General features: G+C 66.1%; 23 protein-coding genes and 2 tRNA genes. 9 read left to right on the plus strand and 16 right to left on the minus strand.

The window, feature by feature from the left end; all coding sequences use genetic code 11:
* Positions 1-59 precede the first annotated feature (59 nt).
* Complete coding sequence (locus tag BLU17_RS09110) at positions 60-530, minus strand: universal stress protein (RefSeq protein WP_091996400.1); 471 nt, start codon at positions 528-530, stop codon at positions 60-62.
* Between the two features lie 295 nt (positions 531-825).
* Between BLU17_RS09110 and nodI the strand changes: the two genes are divergently transcribed.
* Both nodI and BLU17_RS09120 read left to right on the plus strand, forming a co-directional pair.
* Complete coding sequence (gene nodI / locus BLU17_RS09115; RefSeq protein ID WP_091996401.1) at positions 826-1,740, plus strand: nodulation factor ABC transporter ATP-binding protein NodI; 915 nt, start codon at positions 826-828, stop codon at positions 1,738-1,740.
* Positions 1,741-1,765: 25 nt separating this feature from the next.
* Positions 1,766-2,602 (plus strand): ABC transporter permease, encoded by an 837-nt coding sequence (locus BLU17_RS09120; RefSeq protein WP_091996402.1) that lies wholly within the window; start codon positions 1,766-1,768, stop codon positions 2,600-2,602.
* Positions 2,603-2,620: 18 nt separating this feature from the next.
* Here the strand turns inward: BLU17_RS09120 and BLU17_RS09125 are convergent, their stop codons facing one another.
* The 4 genes from BLU17_RS09125 to BLU17_RS09140 all read right to left on the minus strand — a co-directional run bounded on the left by BLU17_RS09125 (position 2,621) and on the right by BLU17_RS09140 (position 6,001).
* Entirely contained in the window at positions 2,621-3,043 is a 423-nt protein-coding gene (locus BLU17_RS09125) for a hypothetical protein (protein WP_091996403.1), read from the minus strand.
* 107 nt (positions 3,044-3,150) lie between these two features.
* On the minus strand, positions 3,151-4,212 hold the full coding sequence (locus BLU17_RS09130; protein WP_091996404.1) for a permease: 1,062 nt from the start codon (positions 4,210-4,212) through the stop codon (positions 3,151-3,153).
* A 238-nt stretch (positions 4,213-4,450) separates the two neighbouring features.
* Positions 4,451-5,503, minus strand: a complete 1,053-nt coding sequence (locus BLU17_RS09135) for an NADP(H)-dependent aldo-keto reductase (RefSeq protein ID WP_091996405.1) — start codon at positions 5,501-5,503, stop codon at positions 4,451-4,453.
* Positions 5,504-5,671: 168 nt separating this feature from the next.
* Positions 5,672-6,001 carry an RcnB family protein gene (locus BLU17_RS09140; RefSeq protein WP_091996406.1) on the minus strand — a complete coding sequence of 110 codons (330 nt, stop codon included), beginning with the start codon at positions 5,999-6,001 and terminating at the stop codon, positions 5,672-5,674.
* 160 nt (positions 6,002-6,161) lie between these two features.
* On the opposite strand from BLU17_RS09140, the gene BLU17_RS09145 reads away from it, so the two are divergent.
* On the plus strand, positions 6,162-6,404 hold the full coding sequence (locus BLU17_RS09145; protein WP_091996407.1) for a hypothetical protein: 243 nt from the start codon (positions 6,162-6,164) through the stop codon (positions 6,402-6,404).
* A gap of 129 nt (positions 6,405-6,533) precedes the next feature.
* Here the strand turns inward: BLU17_RS09145 and BLU17_RS09150 are convergent, their stop codons facing one another.
* Entirely contained in the window at positions 6,534-6,806 is a 273-nt protein-coding gene (locus BLU17_RS09150) for a hypothetical protein (protein ID WP_091996408.1), read from the minus strand.
* Between the two features lie 406 nt (positions 6,807-7,212).
* On the opposite strand from BLU17_RS09150, the gene dusA reads away from it, so the two are divergent.
* The 3 genes from dusA (at position 7,213) to BLU17_RS09165 (ending at position 9,378) form a co-directional block, all read left to right on the plus strand.
* The gene (dusA, locus tag BLU17_RS09155) at positions 7,213-8,214 is read left to right on the plus strand and encodes a tRNA dihydrouridine(20/20a) synthase DusA (RefSeq protein ID WP_091996409.1); all 1,002 of its coding nucleotides are present in this window, start codon (positions 7,213-7,215) and stop codon (positions 8,212-8,214) included.
* Between the two features lie 88 nt (positions 8,215-8,302).
* Positions 8,303-8,378 (plus strand) — tRNA-His (locus tag BLU17_RS09160).
* A gap of 82 nt (positions 8,379-8,460) precedes the next feature.
* Positions 8,461-9,378: a DnaJ C-terminal domain-containing protein gene (locus BLU17_RS09165; protein WP_091996410.1), complete on the plus strand. Its 918-nt coding sequence runs from the start codon at positions 8,461-8,463 to the stop codon at positions 9,376-9,378.
* On the opposite strand, the gene BLU17_RS09170 is transcribed toward BLU17_RS09165, so the two are convergent.
* The 5 genes from BLU17_RS09170 to ssuD all read right to left on the minus strand — a co-directional run bounded on the left by BLU17_RS09170 (position 9,375) and on the right by ssuD (position 12,884).
* Positions 9,375-9,623, minus strand: coding sequence for a hypothetical protein (locus tag BLU17_RS09170; protein WP_091996526.1), 249 nt, complete (start codon positions 9,621-9,623; stop codon positions 9,375-9,377). The genes BLU17_RS09165 and BLU17_RS09170 overlap by 4 nt on opposite strands.
* Before the next feature lie 87 nt (positions 9,624-9,710).
* Positions 9,711-9,926, minus strand: coding sequence for a TOBE domain-containing protein (locus BLU17_RS09175; protein WP_091996411.1), 216 nt, complete (start codon positions 9,924-9,926; stop codon positions 9,711-9,713).
* Positions 9,927-9,975: 49 nt separating this feature from the next.
* A complete protein-coding gene (locus BLU17_RS09180; RefSeq protein ID WP_091996412.1) occupies positions 9,976-10,857 on the minus strand; it encodes an ATP-binding cassette domain-containing protein in 882 nt (293 codons plus the stop codon).
* Positions 10,854-11,702 (minus strand): aliphatic sulfonate ABC transporter permease SsuC, encoded by an 849-nt coding sequence (ssuC, locus tag BLU17_RS09185; RefSeq protein ID WP_091996413.1) that lies wholly within the window; start codon positions 11,700-11,702, stop codon positions 10,854-10,856. The genes BLU17_RS09180 and ssuC overlap by 4 nt, the downstream gene beginning before the upstream one ends.
* Before the next feature lie 24 nt (positions 11,703-11,726).
* Positions 11,727-12,884, minus strand: a complete 1,158-nt coding sequence (gene ssuD, locus BLU17_RS09190) for an FMNH2-dependent alkanesulfonate monooxygenase (RefSeq protein WP_091996414.1) — start codon at positions 12,882-12,884, stop codon at positions 11,727-11,729.
* Here ssuD and BLU17_RS32250 point away from each other — a divergent pair.
* Together BLU17_RS32250 and BLU17_RS09195 are read left to right on the plus strand one after the other, a co-directional pair.
* Positions 12,865-13,125, plus strand: coding sequence for a hypothetical protein (locus tag BLU17_RS32250; protein WP_143189200.1), 261 nt, complete (start codon positions 12,865-12,867; stop codon positions 13,123-13,125). The two genes, ssuD and BLU17_RS32250, sit on opposite strands and share 20 nt — an antisense overlap.
* Before the next feature lie 176 nt (positions 13,126-13,301).
* A complete protein-coding gene (locus BLU17_RS09195) occupies positions 13,302-13,727 on the plus strand; it encodes a hypothetical protein (RefSeq protein ID WP_091996415.1) in 426 nt (141 codons plus the stop codon).
* Between the two features lie 85 nt (positions 13,728-13,812).
* Here BLU17_RS09195 and BLU17_RS09200 read toward each other — a convergent pair whose 3' ends face one another.
* The 5 genes from BLU17_RS09200 to BLU17_RS09220 all read right to left on the minus strand — a co-directional run bounded on the left by BLU17_RS09200 (position 13,813) and on the right by BLU17_RS09220 (position 17,153).
* Positions 13,813-14,970 carry an enoyl-CoA hydratase/isomerase family protein gene (locus tag BLU17_RS09200; RefSeq protein WP_091996416.1) on the minus strand — a complete coding sequence of 386 codons (1,158 nt, stop codon included), beginning with the start codon at positions 14,968-14,970 and terminating at the stop codon, positions 13,813-13,815.
* Between the two features lie 77 nt (positions 14,971-15,047).
* Positions 15,048-15,764 (minus strand): TetR/AcrR family transcriptional regulator, encoded by a 717-nt coding sequence (locus BLU17_RS09205; RefSeq protein WP_091996417.1) that lies wholly within the window; start codon positions 15,762-15,764, stop codon positions 15,048-15,050.
* 39 nt (positions 15,765-15,803) lie between these two features.
* Positions 15,804-16,088: a DUF1488 family protein gene (locus tag BLU17_RS09210; RefSeq protein WP_091996418.1), complete on the minus strand. Its 285-nt coding sequence runs from the start codon at positions 16,086-16,088 to the stop codon at positions 15,804-15,806.
* Between the two features lie 224 nt (positions 16,089-16,312).
* Entirely contained in the window at positions 16,313-16,651 is a 339-nt protein-coding gene (locus BLU17_RS09215) for a DMT family transporter (RefSeq protein WP_091996419.1), read from the minus strand.
* A 4-nt stretch (positions 16,652-16,655) separates the two neighbouring features.
* Complete coding sequence (locus BLU17_RS09220) at positions 16,656-17,153, minus strand: heme-degrading domain-containing protein (protein ID WP_091996420.1); 498 nt, start codon at positions 17,151-17,153, stop codon at positions 16,656-16,658.
* A 239-nt stretch (positions 17,154-17,392) separates the two neighbouring features.
* On the opposite strand from BLU17_RS09220, the gene BLU17_RS09225 reads away from it, so the two are divergent.
* Positions 17,393-17,469 (plus strand) — tRNA-Met (locus BLU17_RS09225).
* Positions 17,470-17,559: the final 90 nt, after the last annotated feature.

A 17,559-nucleotide genomic window follows, 5' to 3' on the forward strand; every position in this document is an offset into this window, starting at 1 on the left:
GCTGATGTCGCGCGGAACAGGTGCGCGACGCAGGCCGCATCCGTACTGCCGCATGCGCGTCAAGCAGCGGCTTGCTGCTGCTTCTCCTCAGCCGCCGACGAACATGCCACCAAAATGCTGCACGACACGCGGTCGAGCAGCGGCGTGTTGCCCGCACCCATCCACCAGCGCGAGAGCCCCGTGCGGCAACGGTGGCCCACTACCACCAGATCGACATGGAGCTCGTTGGCCAGATTCGCGATTTCGTCGATCGGATGTCCGAATGCAAAGTGCCCCTGCGTGCGCACGCCGCGCTCCGTTAGCCAGTCCACGCCTTCCTGGAGGATTTCGCGAGCCGTTTCCTCGAAGCGGCCGCAGGCCACATCGGTGAGCAGGCCCGCACTCTGTGCGATCGTCGAACGCATGTCGACAACCGAGAGCAGATGCGTTTCCGCCTGCAGATCGAGCGCGAGATCGGCGCCGCATCGTAGCGCCTTGCGGCCTTCGCGCGAGCCGTCGTAACAGAGCAGAATCTTTTTATAGCTCGCCATGATCGCTTCTCCCTGCCCGCATGACTTGCAGGCTGTGCGGTTCCATGATGGTGCGCCGCAATTCCACACGCAAGGGTTGGAAAACGCCAGGTCGGCATCGGTAAACGCCATTCGCGCACGCAGCTTGCGCAAGGCGAATGCGTGCCGCGGCATGCATTCGCCTCGGGCGCGCCCGGGCTTCCGCGAAGCGACGCCCAGCCTGCTGCACGGCAATGCACTAGAATAGGCCGCCTCGTTTCGTGCGACGTTTCGTTCGATTCGCGCGACGCCCGTTCGACTCACGCTCAACCGGTCCATGCCCGCACCCGCCATCGAATTCGAGCAGGTCATCAAACACTACGGAGACAGGACGGTCGTCAACGGCCTGTCGTTCAACGTCGTCCCCGGCGAATGCTTCGGACTGCTGGGTCCGAACGGCGCGGGAAAGACCACGACGCTGCGCATGCTCCTCGGCATCGTTTCGCCCGATGCCGGGCGCATCAGCCTGTGCGGCGAGCCGGTGCCGGCACGCGCGCGCCACGCGCGCCAGCGCGTGGGAGTCGTCCCGCAATTCGACAATCTCGACCCCGATTTCACCGTACGCGAGAACCTGCTCGTGTTCGGCCGCTACTTCGGCTTGTCCGCGCGCGAAACGCGCGCCCTCGTCGCGCCGCTGCTCGAATTCGCGCGCCTCGAAAGCAAAGCCGACGCGCGCGTCGGCGAACTCTCCGGCGGCATGCGACGGCGGCTCACGCTCGCTCGCGCCCTCGTAAACGATCCCGACGTGCTCGTGATGGACGAGCCCACCACGGGCCTCGACCCGCAGGCGCGCCACCTCATCTGGGAGCGGCTGCGCTCGCTGCTCGCGCGCGGCAAGACGATTCTTCTCACCACGCATTTCATGGAGGAGGCTGAACGGCTTTGCAACCGCGTCTGCGTGATCGAGGAAGGCCGCAAGATCGCCGAGGGTGCGCCCAAGGCGCTGATCGAATCGGAGATCGGGTGCGACGTGATCGAGGTGTACGGCCCGGACCCCGCCACGCTGCGCGAGGAACTCGCCGCCGACGCGAAACGCACCGAGATCAGCGGCGAAACGCTGTTCTGCTACGTCGACGACCCGGCGCCCGTGCATGCGAAGCTGCGCCATCGCTCGGACCTGCGCTATCTGCACCGGCCCGCGAATCTCGAAGACGTGTTCCTGCGCCTCACGGGTCGCGAGATGCAGGACTAACGGCGTACGGCTTGCCAAGGACACCATGCAGACACGCACCAACAACCCGACTCCCGCACGCCCGGCCCTCGCGCCGATACGCGAGCCGCACGCCGCGCTGCCTTCGAACGCCACGCAATGGATCGCCGTGTGGCGGCGCAACTATCTGGTCTGGCGCAAGCTCGCCATCGCATCGATGTTCGGCAATCTCGCCGATCCGATGATCTACCTCTTCGGCCTCGGCTTCGGGCTCGGGCTCATGGTCGGGCACGTCGATGGCGTGTCGTACATCGCGTTTCTCGCGGCGGGCACGGTGTCGTCGTCGGTGATGATGTCGGCGAGCTTCGAGTCGATGTATTCGGGCTTTTCGCGCATGCACGTGCAGCGCACGTGGGAAGCGATCATGCACACGCCGCTTTCTCTTGGCGATATCGTGCTGGGCGAGGTGATGTGGGCCGCGAGCAAATCGATGCTGTCGGGCGCGGCGATCATGGTGGTGGCGGGCCTGCTCGGCTACGCGAGCTTTCCTTCGATGCTGCTCGCGCTACCCGTGATCGCGCTCGCGGGCCTCGCGTTCGCGAGCTGCGCGATGATCGTCACCGCGCTCGCGCCGTCCTACGACTTCTTCATGTTCTATCAGACGCTCGTGCTCACGCCGATGCTGCTGCTCTCCGGCGTGTTCTTTCCGATCGCGCAATTGCCCGCCGCCGCGCAGCACGTCACGCTGATGCTGCCGCTCGCGCACGCGGTCGCGCTGATCCGCCCCGCCATGCTCGGCCGGCCCGTCGAGCAGGCCGGCCTGCACCTGCTCGTGCTCGCGATCTACGTGGTGGTGCCGTTCGCGATCGCTTCCGTGCTGTTCCGCCGGCGCATGATGCGCTGAACGCGCACCGCGCGGCGTTCAGTCCTCGTCGTCGCCCCAGGGAATATCGACGTCCGAAATAAACGCGACCGTCGCGAACGGGCCGCCTTCCTGGCGGCCGATCTTGCCGTCGGCGCGATGCCATTCCACGCGGAACATCGTCGACTGGGTCTGCGCGAGCAGACGCACCGTGCGGATCTCTTCGGGATCCGACTCTTCCACCGGCCCGTCGAGCGAAACCAGCAGCGACTGCGGCCAAAGCCCCTCGGCCGGGTCGTAGATGCGATCGCCATCGGGAATCGACGTGTGCGCCTCGACGCCAATGGTCGCCGACGCCTCGACGATCATCTTGCCGAGCGCGCGCAGCACCGCCGTCGCGCGAGCCGAATTGGCCTGACGAATGGCGAGATCGCCGCGCGTGAGCGCCTGCTCGAGCTTCGGATTGGTTTTTTGCTGTGCCATGCTGGTTTTCGGGCCGTGGCCCGCTCCTTGGCGGACGGCATGCCGTCCGCGTATTACGTGAATGCCGACGCCTTGCTTCGCAAGGCGCCTGGCTGGTCCCGACGGCCCTAGAAGCCCAGCGCCACGGTCGCGAGACCCGCGACGACACCGAACAACACCACCGTCGCACCGACGATCGCGAGCATGCGCGGCCGGAACGAGCCCGCCAGCATCGCGAACGAAGGCACGCTCACGGGCGGCAGCGTCATCAGGAGCGCGCCTGCGGGCCCGACGCCCATGCCGAGCGCGAGCATCGCCTGGATGATGGGGACCTCGCCGGCCGTGGGAATTACGAACAACATGCCGACCACGGAGAAGGTGACGATCCAGCCGAGACTGCTCGTGACCTCCGGACCGATATGCGGAAAGAGCCAGGCGCGCGCGGCGCCGAGCAGCAGCACCAGCACGATGTACTCGGGCACGAGCCGTACGGCCATGCGCGCGAAGATGCGCGCCCAGCGCACGAACACGTTGCCGCCTTCGGCCTGTTGCTGCGTGAACTGCGCGAGACGGTCGTCGGCGGCGCGCGATTCCTCCGGCGTGACGAACCGGTTGCAGAGCCAGCCGAGGCCGAACACCATCAGCAGACCCAGCGTGAGACGCAGCGCACTCCACTGCCAGCCGAGCACGAAGCCCATGAACACGAGCGTGGCGGGATTGAGCACCGAGTTGCCGAGCCAGAACGCGATCGCCCCGCCCGCCGACGCATTACGCGCACGCAGGCCCACGACCACGGGCGCGGCGCAGCAGGTGCACATCATGCCGGGCACCGCCAGCAAGCCGCCTGCCGCGACGCTGCCGAAGCCGCGCCTGCCAAGCACGCGCGCGACCCACTGCACGGGCAGGAGTGCCTGCACGGCAGACCCGAGCAACAGCCCGAGCACCATGGCCTGCCAGATCGCCTTGCCGTAGGCGAAGGCATAGTCGAGCGCCGCGGCGAACGACGGCGCAGGAGCGCTGGCCGCGCCGCCCATCAGTATCGATTTGCCGATGGAGTGCGTCTCCTCGGCCGTGAACGCGCGGTGATAGTACGGAAACCACTTCACGTAGAAGAGACCGGCCACCGCCAGCAAAATGAAGATGGGCCAGCCGTACGACGGGGGCGATTGCGCGGGACGTGCGCTCGTCATTGTGAAGTTTCTCCATGAATGAGCGGATCTGGGCGGCTGGCGGGACAGCGACCGCGCTTTTCGCGCGTCGCGTGATGGCGCCCCGGCCGGCGCAAGCTGGATCGTAGTGTATGCCTTGCGAATCGCCAACGACTTTGGTGCAAACGCGGCTGACGCGGCTCCGCCGGCCAGGCACCGGGGCGGATCGCCTCGGCGCCTGGCAGCTCGCGAACAGCCGCCGCCTGGCGCCGAGGGCGCGTTACGGCGCGGGGTTCGGCTGCTGCTCGTGCAGCGCGTCGATCTGCGCAAGCAGTTCGGGCGTGAGCTTCACGTCGGCGCTGGCAATATTTTCCTTCAGCTGATCGAGCGAGGTCGCGCCGATCAGATTGCTCGTGACGAACGGCCGGCTGTTGACGAACGCGAGCGCGAACTGGGCGGACGTATAGCCGTGTGTACGGGCGAGATCCACATAACGCGAGGTCGCGGCCACCGATTCAGGCTTGCTGTAGCGCTTGAAGCGCTCGAACCGCGTGATGCGCGCGCCTTCCGGCCGCGCCCCGCCCTCGTACTTGCCCGAGAGCCAGCCGAACGCGAGCGGCGAATACGCGAGCAGGCCCACGCCTTCGCGATGCGTAAATTCCGAGAGACCGCTTTCGAACGTGCGGTTGAGCAGGCTGTACGGATTCTGGATGCTGACGATACGTGGCAGCCCGAGCTTTTCCGCCGCGCGCAGGAATTGCGCCACGCCCCAAGGCGTCTCGTTCGACACGCCGATGTGGCGGACCTTGCCGGCCTTCACGAAATCCGCGAGTACGCTGAGCGTTTCCTCGATCGGCACCGTGCAGGCGTCGTCGATATACGGATAGACGTTCCGGCCAAACGTCATCGTGCTGCGGTCGGGCCAGTGCAGCTGATAGAGGTCGACGTAATCGGTCTGCAGGCGCTTGAGGCTGCCGTCGAGCGCCTCGGTGAGATTCTTGCGGTCGAACTGGTTCTGCGGTCCGCGAATGTGCTGCGGATTGTGCGGCTGGCGCGCCGGGCCCGCGATCTTGGTGGCGAGCACGATGCGCTCGCGCGCCGCGCGATGCTGCGCGAGCCACGTCCCGATGAAGCGCTCGGTCTGGCCCTGGGTCTCGGGGCGCGGCGGCACGGGGTACATTTCCGCGGCATCGACCAGGGTGACGCCGTGGTCGAGTGCATAGTCGATCTGCTCGTGCGCCTCGCGCTCCGTGTTTTGCTCGCCCCACGTCATCGTGCCGAGCCCGATCAGGCTCACCTTGACGTCGCTATCGCCGAGTGTGCGGTATTCCATCGAAACGTTGTCCAGTACAGTTAGGGAGAACGGCGAAACTACCACGGCGCGAAAAATTTTTCAGGAGGTGCTGAATCCACGGGCCGCCGCCACGGCGCTGCCGGTAAAAAAAACCGGACGCGGCAGCGCCGGTCCGGCCTCAGACGGGATGCCGCGCGGCATCGAAGGTTACGGTCCGACGCGCTCGACGACCCAGTTCGAATTGCGCACCAGATAATACTGACCGCCCGCGCCGACCCAGTGATAGCCGCGCGGCGGCGGCTTGAGGTGGTACTGGCGCCAGTCGTCGATCACGTACTGGCGATCACGGTATTCGGCCGGGACGCGTTCGCCCTTGCCCCAGTGGGGCGGCGGCATGTCGGGCGGCGGGGGGTGATTGGGCGGCGGCCCGCCACGGTATTCGTTCGGACCCGGATGAGGCTGCTGCGCGAACGTCGACGTCGACGCAAGCAGGGCTGGAATTGCCAGTGCAGCGAGAAGCGTGAATCCTTTGTTCATTCTTCACCTCCTGGTTAGCCTGACGCAAAGCCATGGTAGTGCAGATCGCCTGAGCGCCTGCGCAAACCGGGCAGCACGTCCCGGACCGGACCCGGCAAGCCGGAACGCGGTTCGCCGCAGACGTGCCAGAATCCCCGAAGCGCCCACGAGGAGGACACGCATGGAAAACCGACGCACCTACGAATACATGGGATTCGACATGACGGCCGGCGTGGACGGCGACCACGAAGCCGGCTTCTTCATCTCGACGCAGACGTTCCGCAGCCTCACGGACAGCGAAAGCGGCGCCGTGCCCGTAGACGGCATCGCCACCGGCCGCTTCCCGACCCAGGACAACGCGTTCGACGCCGCGTTCGACCGCATTCGCGAGGCTATCGACCAGCGTGTGCGCGCCGCGTCCTGAACGCCGCCCCAAGACCCCAGGAGGTGCCGCACACCCTCAACGCATGTCCAAAAAACAAAAGCCGGATGTCGTCGACATCCGGCTTTCATGCCGCCCGGCTCGCGGGCGGCGCGGCAACTTCAGCGCGGCTTACTGTCCAAAGTAGACCGATTGCGGGCCTGCGGCCTTCACGTGGCTGCCCGACTGCGAAGCCGAGCCGGTAACGCCGCCGTATGCCGTCTGGGCGCCCTGGTCCTGGGCACGCTCCGCCGCAACGGTCTGTGCGCTCTGGCCGCGTTGCGAAGCAGGCGCGCCAACATCCGGGCGATAGAACGGTGCAGGGCCATAGCCGCTCGCGAACGCCGGAGCGGCAACAGAAGCGGTAGCTGCGACCAGCAGCGCTGCGATCAGTTTGGTCTTCATGGTGGACTCCAATATCAGGTTCAATTGCGGATCGGGATGGCGCCGCGCCTGGGAGGTCAGAGCCCATGAGCTGCGTCAACGGAACCTAGTGTATACACCTACTATCGGGAAATAATCGCGATAATCCGAATTTACTATTCTGCATTCGGAAACAATCGCGTCAGGCAATTCCGACGGGGCTGAGCGACGAACAGACCCTAAAAGCACGTCACAAAAAATTTGCGCGACGCACCAAATCTGGCGCGTATCACATACTTTCAGCAGGGTTTTTCATGGCGCGAACGTCCGCTGGGAGCGCTTCCTGTCCGGCGGCGGCCGAATTGGCGCAGCGCATAAAGGGCCGGAGTGGCCGCCCGCGCATGCGCTAAAATGCAAGGTTGATCCACGTCAGCCGCCTGCCATTGCCATGTCCGCCACCCGTCAAGCCAGCCCCCGCCGCGTTTCCGTCGCGCCGATGATGGACTGGACCGATCGCCACTGCCGCTCGCTGCATCGCTTCATTTCCCGGCACACGTGGCTGTATACGGAGATGGTGACGACGGGCGCCCTGCTCCACGGCGATGTACCGCGTCATCTAGCCTTCACGCCGGCCGAGGCGCCGGTCGCGCTCCAGCTCGGCGGCAGCGAGCCCGAAGACCTCGCGCGCGCGGCGAAGCTCGGAGAACAGTGGGGCTATGACGAAATCAATTTGAATTGCGGCTGCCCTTCCGAGCGCGTGCAGCGCGGCGCCTTCGGCGCATGCCTCATGAACGAGCCGCAGCTCGTGGCCGATTGCGTGAAGGCGATGCGCGACGTCGTGTCGGTGCCGGTCACGGTCAAGCACCGCATTGGCGTCGATGCGGTGGAGGACTATGCGTTCGTGCGGGATTTCGTCGGTACGATCGCCGAAGCGGGCTGCGAGGTGTTCGTCGTCCACGCGCGCAACGCGATCCTGAAGGGTCTGAGCCCGAAGGAAAACCGCGAGATTCCGCCGCTCAAGTACGACTACGCGTATCAACTCAAGCGCGACTTCCCGCAGCTCGAAATCGTCATCAACGGCGGTATCAAGACGCTGGATGAAGCGGAACAGCATTTGCAGCACGTCGACGGCGTGATGCTGGGCCGCGAGGCCTACCACAACCCCTTCGTGCTCGCCGACGTCGACATGCGCTTCTATGGGGCGACGCAAGCACCGATCACGCGCGAGCAGGTGGAAGCCAGGCTCATCGAGTACTGTGCGAGCGAAATCGCGCGCGGCACGTTCCTCGGCGCGATCACGCGCCATGCGCTGGGTCTCTATCGCGGCGTGGCCGGCGCACGCGGATGGCGCCGCGTGCTCTCCGACAGCCGCAAGCTCGCGAAAGCCGATCTCGCCATCTTCGACGAAGCCCGCGAGCATCTGCGTGTTCCGGATGAAATTGTTGAATAAAGGGCTAGGCAAGCACGCTTTGGCGTGTATATAATCTTGCTTCTTGATTGACGCCGCTTTCAAAGCAGCGCCGGTTGAGGAAACAGCGGTGGCTGTAGCTCAGTTGGTAGAGTCCAGGATTGTGATTCCTGTTGTCGTGGGTTCGAGTCCCATCAGCCACCCCAAAGAATTCAGCAGTGAACAAATGAGCCCGCCTTCGTTGCGGGCTTTTTTGCGTCCGCTCACCAGGAACATTCGGGAACGCGCTTGAGCTTCGAGAAATACTACAGGCGACTGAACCTGCCCGACACGGCATCGGCGGCGGAGATCAAGCGCGCCTACCGCCAACTGCGAGCGAGGTATCACCCGGACCGCAACAAGGGAAGCGAAGCGGCGGTCGAGCCGGTGTTCAAGCTCATTCAGGAAGCGTTCGAGATCCTGACCGGCAGGCGCGTTGCGCCGCCGGCCAAGGCTTCCGACCCGTCGAACAAAAGCCGCGCAAGGGAAGCCCCACCCCGTGATCGCCGCGCGGCGCCGCCCATGCGCGGCGCAAACTGCCTCGTCGAGCTGTTCGTGCCGCTGGAAGTGGCGATCGGGGGCGGCGGCGTCGAAGCGCGCTACCCCGTGAAGGGGCCGTGCGAATCGTGCCAGCGGGAAGATCGCAGCGTGAGTTGCGAGAAGTGCCAAAGCACAGGCGTGCGGACGTGGCGCAGGAGCGAGGTCGTCGTGATTCCTCCCGGCGCGTGGGAAGGTCAGCGTCTGGTCGTGGAAGGCGGCGGTCATCCCGGGTTGAACGGCGGCCCGCCTGGCGACGCGACTTTCTCGGTCACGATCGTTTGCGGTCCGGCTTTCACGCGCAATGGCCTCGATCTCGCCTGCGAGCTTCAGATCGACTTCGTGACGGCCATGCTGGGCGGCAAGGTCGAGGCGAAGGTCCTCGGCCGAACGCTGGACGTGAAGATCGCGCAAAACGTAAGTTCGGGCACCGCAATCGATCTGCCAGGACTTGGGCTCTCGGACCGCAACGGCGCGCGCGGCAACCTGACACTGCATCTGGTGCTCAGCATGCCGGCCGCAGCCGCACATCTGACCGACGCCGAGCGGCAACAGCTCCGTGAAATGTTCGCCGATGCAGAACGCCGAATGAAGCAATCGCCATCGGCAAGCGGGCGAAATCAACGCTAGACCGGCTGCGCCCCCTGCGCGTCGATCCATGCACGCGCCGCCTCGAAGCCCGCTTCCGCGGCGGCGTGCTCGCTCGACCAGAGGCGCGTGATGTGCACGAGCTGCCAGTCCTCCACGACCGCATCGCCTTTCAGCACGCGAAAGTGCGCCTTCACACCAGTAAGCACCTGCTCGACCGCGACTTCGACGTCGTAGTCCTTGTAGCGCTCCTGGTAGTCGCCCATGTCGATGCCCTTCGGCTCCATGATCGTTTCTCCGTCCTCAATCTGACGGTTCATCGTAGCACTTCCGCCTGGCTCGACGTACGGGCCGCACCGGCATGCGAGCGCGCTTCACAGGCGCGCGATCGACACCTCCGTCGACTTCACCAGCGCGACCACTTCGGAGCCCACTTTCAGCTCGAGTTCGTCGATCGAACGCGTGGTGATGACCGATGTCACGATGCCGAACGTCGTATCGACGTCGACTTCCGAAACGACGGGCCCGCGAATGATCTCCTTGATCTTGCCGCGAAACTGGTTGCGCACGTTGATGGCGGTAATGCTCATTGTTTCGGCTCCGTGAGTTCGGTAACTGAGAGGATGACTGAAAAATGATTCAGGGCGTCGCGGCGGAAAACGGTGCGCCCGCGTGCTGCGGCCCGTTGCCGAGCACGCGTTGCAGCACGCGTTCCTCGAGCGCGGCGAAACGCGCGTCGACCCGCGCACGCGGACGCTCGAGCTGCACGGCCTGATCGAGCGCGATGTGCCCTGCCTCGACGAGCAAAATACGGTCGCCGAGTGCGACGGCTTCATGCACGTCGTGCGTGACCAGCAGCGCCGTGAAGCGATGCTCGCGCCACAAGCGCTCGATCAGCGCATGCATCTCGATGCGCGTGAGCGCATCGAGCGCCCCGAGCGGCTCGTCCAGCAGCAACAGGCTCGGCCGGTGCACGAGCGCGCGCGCGAGCGCCACCCGCTGGCGCTGACCGCCGGAAAGGCGCGCGGGCCATTCGTCGGCGCGCGCGAGCAGGCCCACTTCGTTCAGCACCGCTCGTGCGTCCTCGCGCGCGCCGCGCGAGAGACCGAGCATCACGTTCTGCAAGACGGTCTTCCACGGCAAGAGGCGCGCATCCTGAAACATGATGCGCGTGTCGAGCGCCGCGCCGCTTGCGCCGCGCCGTTCGACGGCGCCCTCGTCCGGTGTTTCGAGGCCCGCGATCAGACGCAACAGCGTGGACTTGCCGCAACCGCTGCGGCCGACGATCGAGACGAAGCTGCCGCGTTCGATCGCAAGATCGAAGCCGCTCAGCACCACACGCTCGCCGTAACGCTTGCCGACGCCGCGCAGCTCGACGGCGGCGTCCACCGCGAGCGGGTCCGCGCGTCGCGCGGCGCCTTCGCGCGCGGTCTGCCCCGTCTCGATCCGTTCGCGCGCATGCGCGCCCTGGAAGCTATCGCGCGCCGCGCGATAAGCGGGTGCCAACTGGCTCGCGCTCATGCTTCGCTCTCCTCTTGATACGCGGGGTGCCAGCGCAGCGCCACGCGCTCCAGCCATTTCGCGAGCCAGTCAGCAAGTTTGCCGAGCGCCGCATAGAGCAGGATGCCGACCACCACCACATCGGTTTGCAGGAATTCGCGCGCGTTCATCGTCATGTAGCCGATGCCCGACTGCGCGGAAATCGTTTCGGCGACGATCAGCGTCACCCACATCAGGCCGAGCGCGAAGCGCACGCCGACGAGAATCGACGGCAACGCCCCCGGCAAAATCACTTCGCGATAGAGCGCGAAACCCTTGAGGCCATAGCTGCGGGCCATCTCGACGAGATTGGCGTCGACGGAGCGGATGCCGTGGAACGTGTTCACGTAGACGGGAAAGAACACGCCCAGCGCGACGAGAAACACCTTCGCCTCCTCGCCGATGCCGAACCACAGAATCACGAGCGGAATCATCGCGAGCGCCGGGATGTTGCGCACCATCTGCACGGTCGAATCGAGCGCGGTCTCGACGCGCTTGAAGAGCCCGGTGGCAAGCCCGAGCACGAGTCCAATGCCGCCGCCGATCGCGAAGCCCGACAGCGCGCGCCACGTGCTCACGCGCACGTCCTGCCACATTTCGCCCGATTCGATCAGCGACCAGGCGGCCCGCACCACGGCGAGCGGCTCGGGCAGCACGCGCGTGGAGAGCGCGCCGCTCTTTGCCGCGATCTCCCAGAGCGCGAAAATCGCCAGCGGCACGAGCCAGGGCGCGAGGCGCCGCCAGCTTGCGCGCGCGAACGCGCGCGCCGTGCGCGCGGCAGGATCACCGGCCGTGCCGCGCGCGGCCGTCACTGCGGATTGCGTCATCGTTGCGTCCTCCACGATCCATGCTTAGCTCTGGCTCACCTTCGGCAGAAAGTGATTGCCCACCACTTCGCCGAACGGCCCCGAAACCGGGCCGCCAGCGCCCTTCCGGACACGCCCCGGCAGCAACGGAAACACGAGCTCCGCAAAACGATAGGATTCCTCCAGATGGGGATACCCGGACAGAATGAACGTCTCGATGCCAAGCTCGGCATATTCCTTCATGCGCGCGGCCACCTGTTCCGGACTCCCGACGAGCGCCGTGCCGGCGCCGCCGCGCACGAGGCCCACCCCCGCCCACAGATTCGGATACACCTCGAGGTCCTTGCGCGTGCCGAGCTTGCCGCCGTGCAGCGCGGCCATACGGCGCTGCCCCTCGGAATCCATCTTGCCGAACGCAGCCTGCGCACGCGCGACGGTGTCGTTGTCGAGGCGGCTGATGAGCTTGTCGGCGGCGTCCCACGCTTGCGCTTCGGTCTCGCGCACGATCACGTGCAGGCGAATGCCGAAGCGGATCGTGCGGCCGTGCTCCGCCGCGCGCGCGCGAATGTCGGCGATCTTTTGCGCAACGGCGTCAGGCGGCTCGCCCCACGTCAGATACGTGTCGATATGCGCGCCGGCCATCGCGTGCGCGGCCGGCGAGGAGCCGCCGAACCACAACGGCGGATGCGGCCGCTGCACCGGCGGATACAGTACCTTGCCGCCCACCGAGCGCAGATGCCGGCCATCGAAATCGATCGCCTCGTTCGTATGCGAGGCGGCGAGCAGCTTGCGCCAGATGTGCAGGAACTCGTCGGTGATTTCGTAGCGTGTGTCGTGATCGACGAAAAGACCATCGCCTTCGAGCTCGGTCGTATCGCCGCCCGTCACCACGTTGATCAGCAGACGCCCGTTCGAGAGGCGGTCGAAAGTGGCGGCCATACGCGCCGAAAGCGCCGGCGACGAGAGTCCCGGGCGAACCGCCACCAGAAATTTCAGGCGCCGCGTCGCGGCGATGAGGCTCGACGCCACGACCCATGCGTCCTCGCACGAGCGACCCGTGGGCAGCAGGACGCCCTCGTAGCCGAGCGTATCGGCGGCGACGGCGATCTGCTGGAAGTATGCGAGGTCGGCCGCGCGCGCGCCCTCGGTCGTGCCCAGATAGCGGCTGTCGCCGTGGGTCGGGATGAACCAGAACACATTCATGCATTGCTCCTGCCAGCTATTTGAAAATCTGAAAATCGCAAAAAAAGGGAATGCCGCCATCGCGGCAGACGCGAAGGCGCGCGAGCGCGCCGCGCACGCATGCGCCGCTCATGACAGGGTTGAAAGGATTCGACGGCAGACGGAATGCGCCGACGCGTTCCCCGAGCGCCTTGCGCGGCGGCCGGTGACGGCGGCGCCGTCTTCATGGGGAACCAGTCTAGGGATGGGCCGCGTCCTTTAGAACGATTTTTTTGAGCTTTGGTTTTCCACTTTCGTGCTTTGCCCGACGCTTTAGCATACGGCGGCGCCTTGCCGCACCATGCGCCGATATAATGGCGCACGCCTCCACAAAAACACCGGCACGCCGCGCGCGCTACGCGAAACGCGGCGAGGCCACGCAAGCTCTCGCACGATTACATGCAAAAACTGATTCTGCCGTTCGTTTCCGGCTTTCTGGCGTCGCTCTTCTTTCGCGAGGCGACGCTTGCGCTACTGCACGCGGCCCAGGTCGTCGACGTAGCGGGCTTTTCGACAGAACCGTTTCTGCCGCTCGGACTGCCCGAGTTCCTGGTGAACGCGATCTGGAGCGCCATCTGGGCAGTGCTCATGGCGTGGCTGCTGCGCGTGTCGCCTGCGCGGCCCGCGCCGTGGATTCAGGCCTTCGTGTTCGGCGGCCTCGTGCTGACTGCCGCGATGGTGTTCGTCGTCGATCCGCTGCGCGGCATCTGGCCAAGCGGCAACATGCTGCCGCGGCTCGCCACGGGATTCGCGTCGAATGCGATGTGGGGTTGGGGTGCGCTCGTGTTCATGCGCGCGTTCATGAGCGAAACACCGGAAGATTGATCCTGCGCCGCGCGCAGTGCGCGGCGCGTTCGTTCCGCCGTTTTTTCCTTTCGCTTCTTTTCCCTTCTTTTCCCTTTTCCCGCGCTCAGCCGACCAGCCCGCGCAACGGATGCTCCCCAGCGCTCCAGGGGCTCTCGAACATCCGCTCGACGTCCTCTCGGCGCACGTCCTCGATCCGTGCGAAACGCCAGTGTGGACGATTGTCCTTGTCGATGATGCGTGCGCGGATGCCCTCCATCACGTCGCCGGCCGCGAAGCTCGAGCGCGTGAGGTCGAGGTCGCGGCGCAGACAGTCGGCCATCGTGCCTTCCGCACGCGACACCACCTCGAGCGACACCGCCATCGAGAGTGGCGAGCGCTCGCGCAGCACACCCACGGTCTGCTCGGCCCATTCGGCTTCGCCCTCCTCGCCTCCCCGCTGCGCGGCTTCGAGCGACGCCAGCATGGCCGGCACGTCGGCAAGCGAGAAGTGGCGATCGATCCAGGCGCGCACTGCCGCCAGCGACGAGTTTCCGGCCACGCGCCGCGACTCGGGCGTGGGCAGCGCCGCGCGCCGGACGCGCGCGACCACGTCCGCGCCCGTCGCGAACGGCTCGCTCTCGAGCGCATCGAGCAGGCCCGGCCACGCCGCCTCGTCGAGCGACACGTCGGCGAGCCCCGCATAGAGCGCGCTGGCCGCGTCGAGCGTCTCGCCCGTCACCGCCAGATAGCGGCCAATCGCGCCGGGCGTGCGCGCAAGGAACCAGCCCATCCCGACATCCGGAAAGAGGCCGATGCGCGTCTCAGGCATCGCCATGCGCGCGCTCGCGCCGACGAGCCGCAGCCCGCCCGTTCGATGCGCTCCCTGCGAAATGCCCATGCCGCCCCCCATCACCACGCCGTTGAGCAACGCGATATACGGCTTCGGGTAGGTAAAGATGGCGTGATCGAGGCGGTATTCGTCGGAGAAGAACGTGTCGAGCGCGGCCTGCTCGCCCGACCGGTACGACTCGTAGAGAAAGCGGATGTCGCCGCCCGCGCAGAACGCGCGCGCGTGGCGCGTGCGCACGATCACGGCGAGCACGCCGGGGTCGTCCCGCCAGCGGTCCAGCGCCGCGTGCATCGTGCGGACCATGGCGGTAGTGAGCGCATTGAGCGCCTGCGGGCGCTCGAGTTCGATGTAGCCGATGCGGTTCGCTACGCGTGCGAGCACGTGCGGTTCGGCTTCGGCGGGGGGCGTGCTTGCGGTGGCTTCGTGTGACATGGCGATTGACAAAAGCAGGCAGAAGCAGGCAAAACCCGGCAAAACCCGGACAGAGCGGAACGATGGTCGAACCGAGGCTAACACGACGCCGCGCCGGACGTTTGCGCAGGTGGCAGCGTGGCGGCGGCGCGTTCGCCGAACCACGCGTCGAGCGCGGCCTCAATCAGGGGTCCGGGCGCGGCGGGCGCAAATTCCGCACGCGCGAGCGTGAGCATCACCACGCCGTGCAGCGTCGCCCAGAGCGCCTCGGCAAGCAGGCCGCAGTCGGCGTGCGCGCCGCGCGCGAGTATCAGCTCGGACAGCGTGGCGGCGAAAAGCTGCGCGCCGCAGGCAGCGCAAGCGCGCGCGTCGCTCGCCGGCGGCTTGCTCGCGGCGTCGCGCTGACGGTGGGCATGCGGCCCCGCCTGCTGCTGGCGTCCCCTGTGCATCATGAAGATGAGTTCGTAAGTCTGCGGATGGTCGCAGCCGAACGCCACATACGCATGCGCGAGCGCATGCAGGCGCTCGCGCGCATCGTCGGCGCACGCGTGCGGCTCGAGATACGCGAGCAGTTGCGCATAGCCCTCGCGGCCGAGCGCCTCGGCTATCTCGTCGCGGCCTTCGAAATAGAGGTACAGGGAAGCTGGGGAATAACCGATTGCTTCAGCGATCTTGCGCATCGAGAGCGCGGCGAGCCCTTCGCGCAAGACGATGCGGCGCGCGGCGTCGACAATGCGCTCGCGCTGGTCATGTGCGCGCGTTGCGCGGTCCTTGCGCCCGGCGATGTCCATGGCCGTCAACGTCAATTGCGGCATTCGAAACGTCCGACGACGCCGGTGCCGGCGCCCGGTGCGTTACGAACACAAGCGTCCGGGCGGAAAATGACCGCTCTTGAGCAGCACCGGCGTGCCGTTGCTGAGTTCGAGATGCGCCCGCGCGACAGCCTCGATGCGCGTGCGGCCGGCGTCGAACGCTTGCATCCACGCGTCGCGATTCGCGGGCAGCGCGCCGAAATGGTCCTCGAGCGCCTCGACGGAAATCGCGCAGGGAACGCGCGCGCCATCGACGAGTGCGGGAAAGACCACGGTCAGATTGGCGTCGCGATAGAGCGGCGCATCGGCGGGAAAACGAATGATCATGTCCAGCCCCGGTGAAGAAAATCAGCAGAAAGCACCGTTGCCGGCGGACGACGCGGCGCGCGGCGACAACAGCCCATGTTACGCGCGAGGCCCGATCGCCGGCGCGAACATGGCCGCGGCCCTGGCTGCCGATGTCGTCACCGAGGCACCCGACAAGACGTCGATGCCGCGGCCATGTGCATCGCGCCACCGGACTGACCGAGGCGCCGCTGCGCGGGCAGCCGTCAGTGCGCCTGCATCTTCGAGAACAGATTCAGCACGACCACGCCCGAGACAATGAGACTCAGCCCCAGCATGGCCGGCAGATCGGGCACCTGACGATAGAGCGCCATCGCCACGAGCGTGATGAGTACGATGCCGACGCCGGACCACACGGCATAGACGATGCCCACCGGCAAGCTGCGCAATGTGAGCGAGAGCCCATAGAACGCGATGCCATACCCCACCGCCACCACCGCCGAGGGCACGAGCCGCGTGAAGCCGTCCGAGGCGCGCAATGCGGAAGTGGCGATCACTTCCGCGACGATCGAGACGGCGAGCCAGGTCCACGCAGAGAATCGCATTGCGTCAGACCTTCGCGAGCGCGAGCTGGGCGTAGTCGACGTCGAGTTGCGCGCACAGCGCTTCGACCACCAGTTCGTGATCGGCGCGCTGCGGCAAACCCGAAACGGTCACCGAGCCGATCACGCCCGCACCCGCCACGGCGAGCGGAAACGAACCGCCATGCGGCGCGAAATCGGCGATGGGCAAGCCGTGCTTTTCGGCGAGCGTCGTGCCGGTCTGCTGCATGCGCAGGCCGATCGCGTACGAACTGTGGCGGAAGTGCTCGACCACGCGCGCCTTGCGGCGCACCCAGTCGGCGTTGTCGGGCGTGGTCCCGTCGAGCGCGAAGAAGAAAAGGGGGTGCCCGAACGTGCGCACGTCGATGGCGATCGCGAGCGCGCGGGCCCGCGCGAGTTCGTGCAGATGCGCGCCGAGCTGCCAGGCGCGATCGGCGTCGAAACGGGGAAACACCAGCGCATGTTCCTGCGCGGCTATCGATTGCAGATCGAGAGGGATGTCCATAAACGAGGCTTTCGAAGGAGGCGATTGATGCGCGATGCGCGGCGGAAAGCAAGGAGGCGGTGCGAGCAATGCATGGACCGAAACGCACCGCGCCGACCGAACCCCGATTCTATCCTGACGGCTCCCGAAGCCGCCCCGCGCAACATGTCCTGCAATCGTTCTGCAACCGCAAAGAAAGGCTGACGTCATTCTTTGTTGCATCGCGGTGCAAACTGTCATATAATCTTTTCTTCGACGGACGCGGGGTGGAGCAGTCTGGCAGCTCGTCGGGCTCATAACCCGAAGGTCGTAGGTTCAAATCCTACCCCCGCAACCAGCAGAATTCGAAAGGGTTACAGGTCAACGGCCTGTAACCCTTTTTCCGTTTGCGGTCCCGTGCGGCTCCACGCCGCCTGCCTGTTCCAGT

The organism is Paraburkholderia lycopersici (genome assembly GCF_900096975.1).
Classification (GTDB): domain Bacteria; phylum Pseudomonadota; class Gammaproteobacteria; order Burkholderiales; family Burkholderiaceae; genus Paraburkholderia; species Paraburkholderia lycopersici.

Excerpts from the sequence above, each read along its gene's own strand:
- BLU17_RS09110 (WP_091996400.1), bottom strand. The coding sequence starts at position 530 with ATGGCGAGCTATAAAAAGATTCTGCTCTGTTACGACGGCTCGCGCGAA.
- nodI (WP_091996401.1), top strand. The coding sequence starts at position 826 with ATGCCCGCACCCGCCATCGAATTCGAGCAGGTCATCAAACACTACGGA.
- BLU17_RS09120 (WP_091996402.1), top strand. The coding sequence starts at position 1,766 with ATGCAGACACGCACCAACAACCCGACTCCCGCACGCCCGGCCCTCGCG.
- BLU17_RS09125 (WP_091996403.1), bottom strand. The coding sequence starts at position 3,043 with ATGGCACAGCAAAAAACCAATCCGAAGCTCGAGCAGGCGCTCACGCGC.
- BLU17_RS09130 (WP_091996404.1), bottom strand. The coding sequence starts at position 4,212 with ATGACGAGCGCACGTCCCGCGCAATCGCCCCCGTCGTACGGCTGGCCC.
- BLU17_RS09135 (WP_091996405.1), bottom strand. The coding sequence starts at position 5,503 with ATGGAATACCGCACACTCGGCGATAGCGACGTCAAGGTGAGCCTGATC.
- BLU17_RS09140 (WP_091996406.1), bottom strand. The coding sequence starts at position 6,001 with ATGAACAAAGGATTCACGCTTCTCGCTGCACTGGCAATTCCAGCCCTG.
- BLU17_RS09145 (WP_091996407.1), top strand. The coding sequence starts at position 6,162 with ATGGAAAACCGACGCACCTACGAATACATGGGATTCGACATGACGGCC.
- BLU17_RS09150 (WP_091996408.1), bottom strand. The coding sequence starts at position 6,806 with ATGAAGACCAAACTGATCGCAGCGCTGCTGGTCGCAGCTACCGCTTCT.
- dusA (WP_091996409.1), top strand. The coding sequence starts at position 7,213 with ATGTCCGCCACCCGTCAAGCCAGCCCCCGCCGCGTTTCCGTCGCGCCG.
- BLU17_RS09170 (WP_091996526.1), bottom strand. The coding sequence starts at position 9,623 with ATGGAGCCGAAGGGCATCGACATGGGCGACTACCAGGAGCGCTACAAG.
- BLU17_RS09175 (WP_091996411.1), bottom strand. The coding sequence starts at position 9,926 with ATGAGCATTACCGCCATCAACGTGCGCAACCAGTTTCGCGGCAAGATC.
- BLU17_RS09180 (WP_091996412.1), bottom strand. The coding sequence starts at position 10,857 with ATGAGCGCGAGCCAGTTGGCACCCGCTTATCGCGCGGCGCGCGATAGC.
- ssuC (WP_091996413.1), bottom strand. The coding sequence starts at position 11,702 with ATGACGCAATCCGCAGTGACGGCCGCGCGCGGCACGGCCGGTGATCCT.
- BLU17_RS32250 (WP_143189200.1), top strand. The coding sequence starts at position 12,865 with ATGAACCAGAACACATTCATGCATTGCTCCTGCCAGCTATTTGAAAAT.
- ssuD (WP_091996414.1), bottom strand. The coding sequence starts at position 12,884 with ATGAATGTGTTCTGGTTCATCCCGACCCACGGCGACAGCCGCTATCTG.
- BLU17_RS09195 (WP_091996415.1), top strand. The coding sequence starts at position 13,302 with ATGCAAAAACTGATTCTGCCGTTCGTTTCCGGCTTTCTGGCGTCGCTC.
- BLU17_RS09200 (WP_091996416.1), bottom strand. The coding sequence starts at position 14,970 with ATGTCACACGAAGCCACCGCAAGCACGCCCCCCGCCGAAGCCGAACCG.
- BLU17_RS09205 (WP_091996417.1), bottom strand. The coding sequence starts at position 15,764 with ATGCCGCAATTGACGTTGACGGCCATGGACATCGCCGGGCGCAAGGAC.
- BLU17_RS09210 (WP_091996418.1), bottom strand. The coding sequence starts at position 16,088 with ATGATCATTCGTTTTCCCGCCGATGCGCCGCTCTATCGCGACGCCAAT.
- BLU17_RS09215 (WP_091996419.1), bottom strand. The coding sequence starts at position 16,651 with ATGCGATTCTCTGCGTGGACCTGGCTCGCCGTCTCGATCGTCGCGGAA.
- BLU17_RS09220 (WP_091996420.1), bottom strand. The coding sequence starts at position 17,153 with ATGGACATCCCTCTCGATCTGCAATCGATAGCCGCGCAGGAACATGCG.